Origin of the sequence: Paenibacillus sp. Y5S-9, assembly GCF_036894235.1 — a bacterium.
Lineage (GTDB): Bacteria > Bacillota > Bacilli > Paenibacillales > Paenibacillaceae > Paenibacillus.
This window is the reverse complement of record NZ_CP145887.1, coordinates 6885408-6902074: the sequence shown is the minus strand read 5'-3', so window position 1 is coordinate 6902074 and position 16667 is coordinate 6885408. Positions and strand designations below refer to the sequence as shown.

At 45.2% G+C, this 16667-nt stretch carries 14 protein-coding genes; all 14 read left to right on the top strand.

Features of this window, described 5'->3' with window-relative positions; translation table 11 throughout:
• Positions 1–722: 722 nt before the first annotated feature.
• The 14 genes from V6669_RS30225 (at position 723) to dnaB (ending at position 16655) form a co-directional block, all read left to right on the top strand.
• The gene (locus tag V6669_RS30225; RefSeq protein WP_026081379.1) at positions 723–1712 is read left to right on the top strand and encodes an ABC transporter ATP-binding protein; all 990 of its coding nucleotides are present in this window, start codon (positions 723–725) and stop codon (positions 1710–1712) included.
• Between the two features lie 14 nt (positions 1713–1726).
• Positions 1727–2659 (top strand): ATP-binding cassette domain-containing protein, encoded by a 933-nt coding sequence (locus V6669_RS30220; protein WP_338589641.1) that lies wholly within the window; start codon positions 1727–1729, stop codon positions 2657–2659.
• Positions 2660–2666: 7 nt separating this feature from the next.
• Positions 2667–3629, top strand: a complete 963-nt coding sequence (gene opp4B, locus V6669_RS30215) for an oligopeptide ABC transporter permease (RefSeq protein ID WP_017691437.1) — start codon at positions 2667–2669, stop codon at positions 3627–3629.
• Positions 3630–3658: 29 nt separating this feature from the next.
• A complete protein-coding gene (locus V6669_RS30210) occupies positions 3659–4564 on the top strand; it encodes an ABC transporter permease (RefSeq protein ID WP_036611941.1) in 906 nt (301 codons plus the stop codon).
• Between the two features lie 19 nt (positions 4565–4583).
• A complete protein-coding gene (locus V6669_RS30205; RefSeq protein WP_338589637.1) occupies positions 4584–6410 on the top strand; it encodes an oligopeptide ABC transporter substrate-binding protein in 1827 nt (608 codons plus the stop codon).
• Between the two features lie 251 nt (positions 6411–6661).
• The gene (locus V6669_RS30200; protein WP_091035257.1) at positions 6662–7552 is read left to right on the top strand and encodes a D-alanyl-D-alanine carboxypeptidase family protein; all 891 of its coding nucleotides are present in this window, start codon (positions 6662–6664) and stop codon (positions 7550–7552) included.
• Between the two features lie 338 nt (positions 7553–7890).
• Positions 7891–9480 (top strand): MFS transporter, encoded by a 1590-nt coding sequence (locus tag V6669_RS30195; protein WP_338589634.1) that lies wholly within the window; start codon positions 7891–7893, stop codon positions 9478–9480.
• A 240-nt stretch (positions 9481–9720) separates the two neighbouring features.
• Positions 9721–10755, top strand: a complete 1035-nt coding sequence (locus V6669_RS30190; RefSeq protein ID WP_091035261.1) for an LCP family protein — start codon at positions 9721–9723, stop codon at positions 10753–10755.
• Positions 10756–10939: 184 nt separating this feature from the next.
• The gene (locus V6669_RS30185) at positions 10940–11365 is read left to right on the top strand and encodes a CBS domain-containing protein (protein ID WP_017691444.1); all 426 of its coding nucleotides are present in this window, start codon (positions 10940–10942) and stop codon (positions 11363–11365) included.
• A 264-nt stretch (positions 11366–11629) separates the two neighbouring features.
• Positions 11630–11932: a MazG-like family protein gene (locus V6669_RS30180; protein WP_036611930.1), complete on the top strand. Its 303-nt coding sequence runs from the start codon at positions 11630–11632 to the stop codon at positions 11930–11932.
• A gap of 5 nt (positions 11933–11937) precedes the next feature.
• Complete coding sequence (locus V6669_RS30175; protein WP_036612044.1) at positions 11938–12849, top strand: DUF2232 domain-containing protein; 912 nt, start codon at positions 11938–11940, stop codon at positions 12847–12849.
• A gap of 11 nt (positions 12850–12860) precedes the next feature.
• Positions 12861–14852, top strand: a complete 1992-nt coding sequence (locus V6669_RS30170) for a DHH family phosphoesterase (RefSeq protein ID WP_036611927.1) — start codon at positions 12861–12863, stop codon at positions 14850–14852.
• Positions 14849–15292, top strand: coding sequence for a 50S ribosomal protein L9 (gene rplI / locus V6669_RS30165; RefSeq protein ID WP_133386402.1), 444 nt, complete (start codon positions 14849–14851; stop codon positions 15290–15292). Before V6669_RS30170 ends, rplI begins: the two co-directional genes overlap by 4 nt.
• 1 nt (position 15293) lies before the next feature.
• Complete coding sequence (gene dnaB / locus V6669_RS30160) at positions 15294–16655, top strand: replicative DNA helicase (RefSeq protein WP_036611922.1); 1362 nt, start codon at positions 15294–15296, stop codon at positions 16653–16655.
• The last annotated feature ends 12 nt before the right edge of the window (positions 16656–16667 follow it).

Below are 16667 nucleotides of genomic sequence, written 5' to 3'. Positions count from 1 at the left end.
TATTTTATATACATTTAAATGAATAATTATTAGATAAGCTCTGCATTTTGCAGGGCTTTTTTCTTTCTTTTGTAAAATAAATGATAAAAGATGACAATTTGGTCTTTACATTAGCAAATAAATAAAACTATACTAGATTAACTAGATTTTTTACTTTGATCGCACAGATTATTTCATTTGTAAGCATAACGGTTCCCATTAAATAAAATCCAGCTATAGATCGAGATATAATCACTACTAATATATGTAACATTTACCTCACGCAAAATTAAGAATATCTACTCAAATTGAAACATACACATACACTAGATGTAACCACTATGTTATGTATATGTTATTTTGACCAATTCCTATGTCCACCTCCCAGCCAAAAACAAGATAACACCTCTCAAAATCCCTGCTATATGCCTTTAAAGTATTACTAATATCCAAATCTGTAGTATAAAAAACATTTATACCAAAAATCTCAAAATAAGCATTGACGTTAGCTAAAATTACACGTATGATTACATTAATTATTTTGATATATAATTCCGCTAGGAATTATCAACATTAATTGACCAATGGTCTAAATATAAGTCTCTTAAACTTGTTTCTCCTAACAATTTGGTATTTTGTATAAGCTATTGTTCGTTATCTTCAAGAACTTGGAAATATACAGTGGATGCATTCCTCTACACACGAATACAATCTACGGAAATTATGGGGTTAGGGTGATTGATTTGAATACAGAGCTATTGGAAGTCAGAAATCTAACAACATCATTCAGAATTGAAGATGACTATTATGCAGCAGTGGATCACGTTAACCTTACGGTGAAGAAAAATGAAGTGTTGGCGATTGTAGGTGAATCTGGGTCAGGTAAAAGTGCTTTTGCATTCTCTCTTATGGGTTTGCATAACAAAGCAAAAATCGAAGGCCAGATTCTCTATAAAGGACAAGATATTGCCAACATCTCCCCAAGCAAGTTGAACAAGCTACGCGGCAAAGAAATGGGTATGATTTTTCAGGACCCATTGTCCGCACTAAATCCTCTAATGATTATTGGTGAACAGATTGAAGAGATTCTCACACTTCATCAGTCCAAGCTGTCTTCCAGAGAGAAGAGAGAAAAGGTCATTCATTTATTGAATCAGGTAGGGATTCCACGTCCCGAACAAATATACAAGCAGTATCCCCACGAATTATCTGGTGGTATGAGACAGAGAATTGTTATTGCCATTGCGATTGCCAACAAACCGGAACTACTCATAGCCGATGAACCAACGACGGCGCTTGACGTTACGATTCAACTACAGATTCTGGAGCTAATCCGTGATCTGAAGAATGAAATTAACGCAGGCATTATTCTGATTACACATGATCTGGGTGTCGTAGCTGAGATGGCTGATCGCGTTGCAGTTATGTATGCAGGCGAAATTGTTGAGATCGCAGATATCTTCACATTGATGAACGATGCGAAGCATCCATATACCCGCTCACTGTTGAACTCGATTCCCACCCTGTCTGAAGAAGGATCCAAATTACATGTCATCCAAGGTATTGTACCATCGCTCAAAAATCTTCCTCGCAAAGGGTGCAGATTCAAAGCCCGAATTCCATGGATTAGTGAATCGGCTCATGAAGAGAACCCGCAGATGCATGAAATTGCACCAGGTCACTTTGTAAGGTGTACCTGTTACCAGCACTTTCATTTCCCTGACCAAAGCTGAGGAGGAATAACATAATGGCATTACTCGAAGTAGAAGGGCTTAAGATACACTTTCCGATTCGCGGTGGATTGCTTAAACGGGAAATTGGCAGTGTAAAGGCTGTTGATGATGTTAGCTTCTCCATTGAACAAGGACAGACCTATGGTCTGGTTGGCGAATCAGGTTCAGGAAAGACAACAACAGGCAGAGCCATTATTGGGCTAAACCATGTTACTGACGGAAAGATTCTTTTTAACGGCAAAAATCTGGCTACGGAGCGACGTAAGAACAGGCAGCTCCAACGGGATGTACAAATGATTTTTCAAGACCCATATTCATCACTGAATCCAAAGAAGCGGGTTATCGATATTATCGCTGAGCCGTTTCGTAACTATGAGCGTCTGACAGCTACTGAGGAGAAAAGACAAGTAAGAGAATTACTTGAAAAGGTTGGCTTGAGTCCGGAATCAATCTATAAATATCCGCATGAATTCTCCGGCGGACAGCGTCAACGGATTGGCATTGCACGGGCTATTGCACTGAAGCCGAAGCTAATTATCGCGGATGAACCTGTATCTGCACTCGATGTATCGGTACAGGCTCAGGTACTCAACTTCATGCAGGAGATTCAAAAAGAATTAAATCTGACCTATCTGTTCATCAGTCACGATCTGGGCATCATCCGTCACATGTGTGATGAGATAGGAATTATGTATAAAGGTCGGTATGTGGAACAGGGCACAACCAATGATATTTTTGAGAATCCGCAACACATCTATACCAAACGTCTCATTGCAGCCATTCCGGATATGGACCCAACCAAACGAGAGGAAATGGTAGCCTTCCGTCAACAGGTCAAATCCGAGTATGAACATTCATACCGAAATTTCTTTGATGAGGAAGGGCTTGCATACTCGCTCAAATCCATTTCCGATACTCACCGAGTAGCTCTACCTCAGAAAGGTTGAAGGCCATATGTGGAAAACGATAGTACGCAGAATTATCATAATGATCCCTCAGATCTTTTTACTAAGTCTTTTGGTCTTTCTGATGGCCAAGGCCATGCCGGGCGACGCGCTAACCGGATTGCTTGATCCAAGCGTTGATCCCAAGGCATTGGAAGCCCAGAGAGAGAGACTGGGATTGAATAATCCCTGGTACGTGCAATATTGGGACTGGATCAAAAACGCCATCCAAGGTGACTTTGGACAATCCTTCCGTTTCAAAATGCCGGTTACGGACCTGATCGGTCAACGTGTAGCAAACACATTCTGGCTTGCACTGGCAACACTTGTACTGACTTACCTGATCGCTATTCCACTGGGTATCATCAGTGGTCGTTACAACGATACCTGGTCTGATCGGTTAATCACGGGATACACCTACCTGGGCTTTGCCGCACCATTGTTCATTTTCGCACTGGTGATGGTATGGATCTTCGGATTTCACTTCGGCTGGTTCCCGACAGGAGGTAGCGTTGCGCCAGGACTTACACCAGGCACATTCAGCTACATAATGAGTAAGTTCTATCATCTATTATTGCCGGCACTATCCATGGCACTGATTACTACGGTATCAACGGTTCAATATTTGCGTAGTGAAATCATTGATATCAAGCATAAGGAATTTGTTATTACTGCCAGAGCCAAAGGCGCTTCAGAGTCCCGGATCTATAACAGACATATTTTGAGAAACTCGTTATTACCTATCGCCGCATTCTTCGGATATGAGATTACAGGGCTTATCGGAGGTACGGTATTTATCGAAAGTATATTCAGTTATCCAGGTATGGGGCAGTTGTTCCTGAGTTCCATCTCATTGCGTGACTTCAGCGTTGTGACTGCACTCGTATTGTTGTATGGCGTAGCTTCCATTCTCGGGGCATTGCTGTCTGACATAATTCTAGGAATTGTAGATCCACGTATACGGATCAAGTAAGAACTTGAAGATTTCGGGGTGAAAACAAGATGAGCAAGGCCAACGAGGTAGTTGTAACTTCACAAAAGGTTGATAAAAGCCCCTCCAGCTTGAGTATTTTATGGAGGGAGCTTGTCAGAGATAAGGTGGCACTAATCTCGCTCATTTTCTTGGGCTTGGTCATGTTGCTAGTATATGGCACGTCTCTCATTCTGAATCAGGATGATATCGTACGCGTGGATCTGTTTGCCTTATATGAACCACCATCCGCGAAATATTGGTTAGGAACGGACTATGGAGGTCGCGATGTATTTGGCCAGCTGGTCATCGGTACACGTAACTCCCTGACCATTGGAATTATCGTAACGTTAATGACTGGCTTCATAGGTATCTTAATTGGCCTTTTATCCGGTTATTTCGGTGGAATGATAGACAACCTGTTTATGCGTGTTGTTGATTTCTTCATGATCCTTCCGATGTTGATGATTGTTATCGCGTTTGTTACCGCAGTACCGAAATACAATATCATCTCGTTCTCTCTAATCATGACGGCATTTCTCTGGATGGGTATCGCCAGATTGATTCGCTCCAAAGCATTACAGGAACGGGAACTGGATTATGTAAAAGCTTCAAAAACATTGGGCTCTTCTCATCTGAAGATTATGCTCTCACAGGTTCTTCCAAATCTGAGCTCCATTATCATCGTAACGATGACATTGAATCTCGCTGCCAACATTGGCCTCGAATCAGGGTTATCTTTCCTTGGATTTGGTTTTCCGGAAAGTACGCCTAGTCTTGGAACACTCGTAAGTTATGCACGTAATCCGCAAACCCTGGAATCCAGATGGTGGATATGGCTACCCGCATCGGTACTGATTCTGGTATTGATGTTGAGTATAAATAATGTCGGTCAAGCCCTAAAGCGTGCGACTGATGCAAGACAAAGAAGAGGTTAAAAAAAGGGAGGAAAGGTTCATGAAAAAGGGATTATTTTCACGGGGACTATTTTTCACGATGATGTTGGTCTTTGTATTGGTGCTCGCAGCGTGCTCTGAGAAAGAAGCAGCTACTCCAGCTCCAGCTTCCAACACAGAAGAGGGAAAAACGGAGGAAAAACCTGCTAATGAAGAGGGCGTTTACTCCATTGAAGACTTCAACAATGTCAAAACGAATGAGGGTACTGCGATCGAGGGTGGATCGATTACATTCGGACTTGTATCGGATACTGCTTTTGAAGGTACACTGAACTACAATTTCTATTCGGGTAACCCGGATGTACAGGTTCTTCAATGGTTCGATGAAGGCTTGCTGACTTGGGATAAAGACTATGTGTATACCAACGATGGTGCGGCAACGTATGAGACATCTGAAGATGGCAAAACGTTCACACTGACCATTCGTGACAATGTGAACTGGCATGATGGCAAGCCGGTAACGGCTGAAGATCTGCAATTTGCTTATGAAGTAATCGGTAGTAAAGGCTATGATGGTCCTCGTTACGACTCCAACTTCACTAGTGTAGTAGGTATGGACGAGTATCATGCTGGAAAAGCAAAAACAATCTCTGGTATTAAAGTGCTGAGCGACAAACAAATCAGCATTACGTATAAAGAATCCACTCCGTCCCTGCTGACAGGTGGCGTATGGACGTATCCACTGGCTAAACATATCTTCGGAGATATGGATGTAGCAAAAATGTCTTCTTCCAAAGAAGTACGTGAAAAACCAATTGGTTTTGGTCCATTTAAAGTGGATGTCATCACTCCGGGTGAGTCTGTAACTTATGTTAAGAACGAAGACTACTGGCGTGGAGCTCCGAAACTGGACAAAGTGACTCTGAAAGTTATCAACCCGACTACGGTTGTTCAAGAACTGAAATCTGGCGGGGTAGACCTCGTGGATGCATTCCCGACAGATCAATATAAAGACAATGCTAACCTGTCCAACGTAGAATTCCTGGGCGCAATCGATCGTGCTTATACGTACATCGGTTTCAAACTGGGTACGTGGGATGAAGAGAACGGAAAAGTTGTAAGCAATGCAGAAGCAAAAATGGGCGACAAAAACTTGCGTAAAGCAATGTGGATGGCTGTAGATAACGATCAAGTAGGTAAACGTTTCTATAATGGCCTGCGTTGGAATGCAACAACCCTGATTCCACCATCTCACCCAGAATTCCATGATTCCAACAATCCGGGTGTAGCATATGATCCAGAAGCAGCGAAAGCATTGCTCGACGAAGCTGGTTACAAACTGGATGGTGAATTCCGTACGAATCCGGATGGAACACCACTCGAAATCAACTTTGTATCCATGACTGGTGGCGACACAGCTGAACCATTGGCTCGTTATTATGTTCAATCATGGGCAGCTATTGGTTTGAAAGTAAACCTGGAAATGGTTGAGTTCAACAGCTTCTATGACCGAGTAGGTAACACAGGTAAAGATGATCCAAACATTGATGTGTATCAAGCAGCATGGGGCGTTGGTATTGACGTAGATCCATCTGGTCTGTATGGTCGTGATGCACTCTACAACTTCTCCAGATTCTCCAGCGAAGAGAATGACAAATTGCTCGCACAAGGTATCTCTGCTGAAGCATTCGATGTAGACAAGCGTAAAGAGATCTACAATCAATGGCAGCAATACATGGTAGATGAAGTGCCTGTATTCCCTACACTGTATCGTGCAGTTGTAGCACCAGTTAACAAACGTGTAATGAACTATGCGATTGGTGATGGAACAGGCGTTTACCTGAGCGACCTGCAAGTTAATGCAGACAAAGCAGTTGTAGCTGAGTAACACATTCTTAAATTAGCAGCTGTAAGGATTGGGGTCCTTTAAGAAGTCGGTTGCTAGATTATAATGAAGAATTCTCCTGGGAAATTGAAAAAAGTGTCTTTAAAAACATGGATTCTGTACACTCTGGCATGGGTGTATGGGGTTCATGTTTTTTTTGTAACCAAAAAATAAAAAAAATTTAACTTTTTTTCAAAAAAGTGCAGACAAAATGCCTCTTTACTTCGTCTATATAGGTAAGAGGTGATCATCTTATGAAAAAATGGTGGAAACGGGCAGGAATGCTGCTGGCTCTGCTGCTCATTATATATTTGGGTGTGAAACCGGACATGCTGGTAGGCAAACCGGGAATTAAAGCTGAATCTGCGGTATTAATGGATATGAACTCTGAACAGATCTTAATGGACTTTAACGGCTCCGAGGAGATCGCTCCGGCAGGCGTCAGTAAGTTGATGACAGAATTACTTGTGATGGAGGCTGTGATCAATGGTGATATAAGCTGGAATGATCTTGTGAATGTGAGTCTATATGCTAGCTCCGTTGGGGGCAGTCAATTGACCCTGAAACAGGGAGAGCAATTCACCGTTCAGGAGTTGTTTGAGATCGTAGCTGTCTATTCAGCCAATGATGCAACTGTTGCTTTGGCTGAACATATCAGTGGTACAGAGCAGAAGTTCGTTCAACAGATGAATCAGAAGGCAACTCAGATTGGACTTTCTGAGGATACACAATTCACGAACTCAACGGGCCTCAGTGAAAAGCTGCTTGGTCCTAACCGTCCGATGGATATACAAGGGCAGACCTTAATGACGGCTATAGATGCATGCAAGCTTGCGCGATATCTGCTGAATAACCATCCCGAGATTTTAAGAATCTCCAGTCAAATGCAAGTATCAATGCACCAAAAAGGGATGTACATGAGTAACACGAACTGGATGTTGTCCTCTATTGGTGGGCCGTATGCTTACGATGGGAATGACGGATTAAAGACCGGGTATGATGAAGATTCCGGATATCATTTTGTGGGGACAGCTGAACGTGATGGCAAAAGACTGATATCAGTTGTATTTGGAACAGATACTCGTGAAGGGCGTTTTGTGGAGACTCGGAAGTTGTTCAACTATGGATTTTCAGGCTCGAAATGAAAGGGCGTACATAGGCATCATCAAAGAGACCTTCAGGGCGCCATTGATCAACGTGTCAAACAAACCGAGTCAGACCAGATTATTGAAGCATTACGTAAGCATAGTACGTCAGATAAGATATGAGGGCTGTCCGCAGGTTCGACTGAACCTATGGCAGCTCTATTTTATCGAATAAGAGGAAAAATTTGATCCTTACAACCATATTATTAAATTGACATATGGTTTTCTTTTGTTTTAAAATGACCAGTGAGTCATTATTATTCGATTCGGTTTAATATATATGTAACAAACCAACTGTACGATACTGAATTTACGATCTGATCGGGAGGTAACATGTGATGCAAAAACAAATGAAATGGCCGCTAATCCTGTTTGCCATAGGGGTATTTATGGCGGCGCTGGATAACGGGATCATCACCTCTTCACTGACCACCTTAAATGCATCATTTGGTGTGTCGCCAACGTGGGGGGCATGGACGATTACGCTCTACACGCTGGGGCTTGCAGTGAGTGTTCCTATTGCCGGCAAACTGTCGGACCGTTATGGTCGCAAGAAACTATTTTTGATTGAAGTGGCGTTGTTTGGGATCGGGTCCCTGCTCGTCGCGCTGAGCACATCGTTTACCTTTTTTCTAATTGCTCGTGTCATTCAAGCCTTGGGCGGCGGGGGGATATTTATCATTGCCAGCTCATACGTATTAAGCAAGTTCCCGGCGGAGCGTCAGGGTACAGCTTTGGGTCTGCTCGGAGGCATGAATGGTGTTGCCGCTATTTTGGGACCCAATGTCGGTGCTTTTATACTGGATCTTACTGGCAACTGGCATTGGTTATTCCTGATCAATGTACCTATCGCTATTCTGCTATTCATAGCAGGTATTCGATTCATTCAGGAAGAGCAGGAACTGAATCGTGCAGCAGTGGACTGGAGCGGTATTGCTGTCCTAACGTTGGGTGTACTCAGTTTAATGTATAGCTTCAGCAATCTGGACGGTGTGAACATGCTTCAAAGCCTGGGATCACCGATGTTCTACGGCTTTTTCTTGGCAGGTGTAATCATTCTGGTGCTCTTTTACTTCATGGAAAAAAGGCTGGAAGGATCTGAACGTGAACCTGTTGTATCGACACAGCTTCTGGGCATTGCGTCCTTTCGCTGGACGCTGTTGATTGCCTTTTTCTCCGGAGCCATTCTGGCCTCGGTGATCTTTATTCCAGGTTTTGTTGAACAATATCTTGGCGTATCCAATACGGCTTCCGGGTACTGGTTCACTCCGCTCGCGCTGGCATCCGGCATCGGGGCAGGTGGAGGTGGATACCTCGTTGACCGCAAAGGGCCAATCTGGACGTTATCGGTTGCGGGGCTGCTATCTGCGATTGGATTCCTGCTGTTCCCGCTATGGGTGGAGCATATCTGGCAATTTGTCATCGCGAGTACACTCGTAGGTATCGGTTTCGGCATGATGCTGGGTGCGCCAGTTAACGTACTTGTCACAGAACAGGCGGGGGAGAACAACAAAGGCATCGCGGTAGCGACCAGCTCGTTATTCCGCCAGATGGCGATGGCTATTGCACCTACCATTTTTGCCGGATTCCTGGCACGTTCTTTCATTAATCTGGGGTCCAACATTCAGGCAGGGTTCGCTGACAAAGGAATTCAGGTGCCGCCCGAGATGCTACAACAATATGCCTCGGGAGGGGCATCAGGGAGTGATGTCTCCAGTCTGACAGAGGGCCTGTCCCAGATTCCTGATGAAGGTATCCGTGATGTGTTGCTCCAGGCAGTGCATCAAACGACAGGGCAGGGTTACAATGGCCTTTTCTGGTCTGCGGTGGTATTCAGTGTGCTTACGCTGGTAGCTGCGCTTATAACGGGACGTCTGCGTCAAAAAGAGAAGAGCCATCATGTGGAAAGTGTATCCACAAACGGATAGGATTGCGTGTGAAAATGAAGAGAACAGTGCACCTTTTGAAACTAAAAAGGAGTCGCTGTTCTTTTCAATTTAACCGGATTGTAACTTTTCTTGCTCTCGCAATGATTACAATAGAACGAGCGTAAGCGGTGTCTTGATTCCAGAGAGAGAAAACTTCAGTGAACACCGAGTCACAAGGCATCCCAGACGTTTAATTGGTATTATGGATTATCATTTTGATAGTGAAGAAGGAATCAATGGATGAAAAGCAGAACTAAAGATAAGAAGAAGAAAAGAAGAAAAGGCCTATATATAACGCTCGTTTCGCTTGTTGTTTTGTTAATCGGAGGTTATTTGTTCCGTCAGCAACTGGCTGTAGCGGCATTTGATCTGTTTCTCGCCGGTTCGGTAGAAGATCAGTTATCCCGTTCTTATGTACCGCAAGAAGGCAATAATACACCTGATCCAACGGTATACCGTAAGGAACCATTCTCCGTGTTACTGCTCGGTTCGGATAAACGCGCCTATGAGAAAACGCGTGGACGTTCCGATACCGTCATCTATGCTGTAGTACGTCCCAAGGAATCCCGCGTGCTTCTGGTATCCATTCCACGTGATACGTATGTGCAGATTGTGGGACGGGATGCTAACAAGGACGGCGTAGATGATTATGATAAGCTGGCGCATGCCTATGCTTTTGGTGGGGAGAATATGTCCATCAATACCGTGGAGAAATTTCTTGATGCTGATGTGGGTTACTATGCAACGATCAACTTCGACGGAATCAAAAAAGTGGTTGATGCGCTTGGTGGTGTAAAACTGCCAATCGATGAGGACATTGTGAACAAGAATCCGGATCATGTACAATTCACAATTGAAGGCGGTAAGCCGATCTATGACGGGCAGGAAGCATTGTATTATGTAAGATACCGTGAGGATAGTGATTTTAATCGTACCAAGCGGCAGCAGATTTTCCTGAACGCGATGGCGAATGAGATGCTGAATTTGAATCAAATCGCCAAAATTCCGGAATTGATTCAGATTATGGGAGACAGCTTCCAGACGGATATGCGTGCTTCTTTCATTATTGATCTGGCTAAACAGGTGCTTACTCAGGAGAAACCGCAGATTTCAAGCTTCACCATTCTGGGTGAGGGGATGAAAAAAGACGGTATCTATTATGGTCAGGCTGACGAGAAAGATGTCCAATATGCCAAAGAGCTGATTAACAACTGGATGGATCAATCGACCCCAGCCGGTGAAGTAATGATCCCTGACCGGCAAAAGATTGAATAACCAATTCCATATCAATGATGTGTTGTAGACCACAATCAGCAGTACGTTTATTCGCGGGCTGCTGTTTTTTTTCTTTGTAGTGAGAACTATTATCCTTTTGGAACATCCTGCGTTCTGATCCGTATAATATAAGTTGAGCGAGATAAGTTGAACGAAGAAATTCACAAGGAGGATACACAAGGGTATGAACATCGCATTTTTTTTGCTACCCAAACAAGAGGTTACGTGTGTGACGTCGGATTCTACGCTGCGGCAAACGTTGGAACGGATGGAATATCATCGTTTTACGGCGGTACCCATTTTGAATAAAGAGGGCAAATATATTGGTACGGTTACCGAAGGCGACTTACTGTGGTATATGAAGAATGCCGAGGGAAAGATTTCATTTGAAAACGCTTCAAAGTTCTTGCTCAAGGATGTTCCCCTTCGCTTGGATATTAAACCTGTATCCATTAACGCCAACATGGAGGACCTGATTAATCTGGCTAAAGTTCAGAACTTTGTCCCTGTAGTCGATGATATGGATCGGTTCATTGGTATTGTCAGACGGAGTCAGATTATTGAGTACTGCGAGGGCATTGTAGCCAAAGAATCGATCAAGGCTAAGTAAGGCTGTTACGAATTTAAACATTATTGTGTCATGAGGGATAATCACAGCCGTCCGGTATCATGTTAAACTTAAGAAGTCCTGAACCAAGGGCGCATTCGAAGTTTTTTACAAATATATAGGTCGATAGGATGTACGGAGGACTCCGCATAAGTACCTGACATCAGTTTCGGAGAACTTCTCCGCTTTTTGGGGTAATTTTGCGGGCCCTCTTTTTATGCTATAATCGAGAATAAAGCTTTTTCGGGGGAGAGTGACTTTCGCCAAATGCCTAAAGAACTGGATGTAGCCAAACGCGCTAAAGTGATTGAATGGCTGAAAACCGAAGTGCTTGATCAGGTATCCCGATTATTCAAGGCGTTATGGGAAGGCAGTACAACTCGAATCGGGGACAGTCTTGCCAGTTTGATTATGAGTAGTTACATATTGGGCCGCAGGCTCGGTATTCCTTTCAAGGATCTGGATGCACTGCTAGTTGAGAAGTTGAAAAAGCATAAACAGGAAGGTCACCAGCTTGAAGACTGGTACCAGGATATTTCCTCGCTAGAAGATCATATGCGTAAGAGGTGAATTTGTTGAAATTTAGCTTTAAATCAGCTGTTTGGAGCGCAGTTTATCTGCTCTTGCTACTTTCGCTGTTAACTCCTTTATCGGTACTTGCCATATTTTTTATGATGATTCCGGGAGTTATTTTGTATGCTTCATTATCTTTAAAATCATTTATATGGCATCTTGTGCCCGTAGCCGTTATTTTGGTCGTGTTCCACCCCATCTATCTGTTATTACTGCTCATCTTTACCCTGCCTGCGATCGTTATGGGTCACGCGTATAAAACACGCAAATCAGCCCTGTTCGCCCTGATGGCGGGAAGTGGCATGATGTTGGCAGAATACTTGTTGTTGCTCTTGGTCGGCAGTGTCATTTTCCAATTCGACCTGTCCAGTTATATTGAAGATGTGGTCAAATTGACCATTGAACCGTTAACCAATACATCAAATCAGATGATCAACGGGTTTGCATGGACACCTGAGATGACCGAGGATGTTGCCAAACAAACGCAGCTTATGATTCCGTTTGCTCTCGTTGTCACGTCGATGGTAATGGCCTTCATTACACACGCCATTGCTCGTCCGATTCTGAATGTGATGGGTGTGGTGGTATCGAAGCTTCCACCAGCGAGAGAATGGCGTATGCCGCGGGCGTTAATCTGGTATTATTTCCTCGCATTGTTGATCGAAGTGATCTCCAGACAAAGTGATGGAACATACTGGACCATGATTGCCATGAATCTGTCGCCGTTAATCAATCTGGGCTTCATGATTCAAGCGATCGGTTTCTTCTTCTTTCTCTCACATACAAAGAAATGGAATCCGGTTATACCATATTTCCTGGCGGCTGCGGTCTTCTTCATTGGTCCGCTTCGGATTATCGGAATTATCGATCTGGCGTTCCCGCTTCGTGAGGCAATATCGAAATCAAAACGATAGGGTGATGAGTCATGCCTAAATTTCTGAAGAAACGCTGGCACGGCTACTATACCGTATGGGCGTTCATACTGCTGCTGTTGCTCGTTATGTTCGTTACCATTTATAACTGGACGCTTGGTTTGATTAGTCTGATACTGGCTTCGGCGCTGGGAATCGTCATGATTAAGGCGGAGCTCGCGTTCCGCCGTGAGCTTAACGACTACATTAATGGCCTATCCATTCGGATCAAACGGATGGAGGGGGAAGCGGTCAGCATGCTTCCATTCGGAATTGTGCTGTACAGCGAAGATCGTACGGTAGAGTGGCATAACCGCTTTGTCGCGGAGATGTTCCAGGAGAAGACAATGGTGGGTAATCCGCTACTTAATTTGTTTCCCAAACTTCCTCAGCCTAAAGAGAAGAAGGATGGGACAAAGGAACATTCATCCAAGGAGTTCCATGACGAATTCCAGTTGGATGATCGGCATTATGGAGTTATTCATAACCCGCAGGAGCGGTATGTATATGTATACGAGATTACGGAGTTAGCCATTCTTCGTGATAAATATGAAAATGAACGCCTTGCATTGGGAATTCTCGTTCTGGATAATCTGGACGAGGCTGCCCAAGGTATGGACGATCAGCAGCGTACAGCACTGATTGCCCGAGTGACCAGCGAAATTACGTCTTGGGCCAAGCGGTACGAAGTGTACCTGCGCCGTCTGTCCTCTGATCGTTATCTATTAATGCTGAATCATAAGTCTTTGCAGGAACTGGAGCAGAGCCGATTTGTCATTTTGGATGAAGTTCGGGAGATGACTGCTGATCTTAAAGTGCCAATGACACTCAGTGTCGGACTGGCGTTTGGATCGGATAGCATCAGCGAGATGGGAGAACTGGCACAGTCCAGTCTGGACATGGCGCTTGGACGTGGTGGTGATCAGGCTGCCGTGAAGTCCGGACAACGCCTGTCTTTCTATGGCGGTAAGTCTAACGCAGTGGAGAAACGGACACGGGTAAGAGCCCGCGTTATTGCACACGCGCTGCGTGATCTCATGCAGGAGAGCGATCGGGTGCTCATCATGGGGCACAAAATTCCGGATATGGACGCGATCGGCGCATCCATCGGAGTGTGGAAAGCGGCCAGTCTGTACAATGTGGAAGCACGGATTGTTCTGGATGGAATTAATCCATCGATTGAACGCATGATGGAGCAAGTGAACAAGGATGAGAAGTTGTCCAAAGCATTTGTATCACCGGAACAGGCAACCCAGATGATGACCGAGCACACGTTGCTGGTTGTAGTGGATACCCATAAGGCCTCCATGACCATGGAACCGAAACTGGTACAGTCTGCTACCCGTGTCGTAGTTGTGGATCACCATCGCCGTGGCGAAGAGTTCATCAATGACGCAGTGTTGATCTATCTGGAACCTTATGCGTCTTCTGCTGCCGAATTGGTAACCGAACTCTTGCAATACATTCATGACAAGGTACAATTCACTCCGCTAGAAGCCACGGCTCTACTTGCCGGGATTACGGTGGATACGAAGCATTTTGCACTGCACACGGGGTCCAGAACGTTCGAAGCGGCAGGCTTCTTGCGCCGTAGCGGTGCGGACACCATTATGATCCAGCGGTTGATGAAAGAGGATCTGTCAGAATATATTGCTAAGGCAGAAATCATAAAGCATGCTAAAATGGTATATGGAAACATTGCGCTGGCGGTCACAGACCCTGGCAGCAAGATTTCACAGATGATGATCGCCCAGGTGGCGGACACATTGCTGAACATGACTGACGTGGTCGCTTCATTTGTGATTAGTGAGCGTCCGGATGGACTGATTGGCATCAGCGCGAGATCGCTGGGGCGCATGAATGTTCAGGTTGTCATGGAACGACTGGGCGGTGGCGGACATTTGACGAATGCTGCCGTGCAGCTTGAAGGAACGCTTGGAGAGGCAGAAAAACGGCTGACGAACGTACTGGCTGAAATCGAAAAGGAAGAGGGGCTGTTCGAATGAAAGTCATTTTTATAAAAGATATGAAGGGTCAAGGCAAGAAAGGGCAAGTGAAAGAAGTATCTGAGGGCTACGCACAGAACTTCCTATTGCCACGGGGAATCGCACGTCTGGCAACGGACGGCAACATGAAGACACTGGATAACCAGAAGGCAGCTGAAGAAAGAATCAAGCAGGAAGAGAAAACGGAAGCGGAGGCACTTGCGAAAAAGCTGGAAGCAGAAGTGACTGAACTGAAAGCCAAGTCCGGCGAAGGTGGTCGTCTGTTCGGCGCCATTACCAGCAAACAGATCGCAGAAGCTTTGTCTAAAAAGGGTCTGAAAGTAGACAAACGCAAAATTGAGCTGGACGAGCCTATTCGTACACTCGGCGTAACACAAGTAACTGTCAAGGTTCACCCTGAAGTGAAGGCAACCTTGAAGGTACAGGTAACGGAAGAGTAAGATGGGCGGAGAAATGTTATTCGACCGGATTCCCCCGCAGAACCTGGAAGCCGAACAGGCCGTGCTGGGTGCAATCCTGTTGCAGGGCGAGGCCCTGATTACAGCGATGGAACGGGTGCAAACCGAGGATTTCTATGATAAACCCCATCAATTAATCTTTGAAGCGATGATCCAGCTTGGCGAGGGAAATCAACCGATTGACCTCGTGACACTGACTTCGCTTCTGAAGGATAAAGGTGAGCTGGAGGACATCGGCGGCGTTAGTTATCTGGCTAAGCTAGCCCATGGTGTACCTACAGCCGCGAACGTAGACTATTACGCTCAGATTATCGAAGAGAAATCGATGCTGCGTCGCCTGATTCGTACGGCAACACAGATCGTGAGCGAAGGATATACAGGCGGCGAAGATGTTGCAGCGATGCTCGGAGAAGCTGAACGTCGCATTCTGGAGATCTCCAACCGTCGCTCCAGTAGTGGTTTTATAGCCATACAGGACGTACTGATGGAAGTATTCGATCGTGTGGAAACACTTCATCAGAATAAGGGTACAACGACAGGTATTCCGTCCGGGTTTATCGATCTGGACAAGATGACTGCCGGATTCCAGCGCAGTGACTTGATCATTGTAGCAGCCCGTCCTTCCGTAGGTAAGACGGCCTTCGCCCTGAATATCGCTCAGAACGTAGCCATTCGGGCCCAGGAGACGGTAGCCATCTTCAGTCTGGAGATGTCAGCCGCCCAGCTGGTGCAACGTATGATCTGTGCGGAAGCCAACCTGGATGCCAGCGTGATGCGTATGGGTGATTTCAAGGGTGATGAAGACTGGCAGAAGCTGACGATGGGTATTGCAGCTTTGTCAGAAGCCAACATCTTTATAGATGATACGCCAGGGATTACCGTAGCCGATATTCGTGCCAAATGCCGTCGCCTGAAGAAAGAGAAAGGCCTTGGCATGATCCTGATCGACTATCTTCAACTGATTAGTGGACGTGGTAAAGCAGGGGAGAACCGTCAACAAGAGGTATCCGAGATTTCACGTACACTGAAACAGATTGGCCGGGAACTGGAAGTTCCGGTTATTGCCTTGTCCCAGCTGAGCCGGGGTGTAGAGCAACGTCAGGATAAACGTCCGATGATGAGTGACTTGCGGGAATCGGGTTCGATCGAGCAAGATGCCGACATCGTAGCGTTCCTGTACCGGGATGACTACTACAACCAGGAGACCGAGAAGAAAAATATTATTGAGATCATTATCGCCAAACAGCGTAACGGTCCGGTAGGTACGGTAGAACTGGTCTTCCTGAAAAACTTTAATAAATTCGTCAATTACGAGAGGGCGCACAATGACGCCTTCGCGATGTAACGGGCAGGTGCT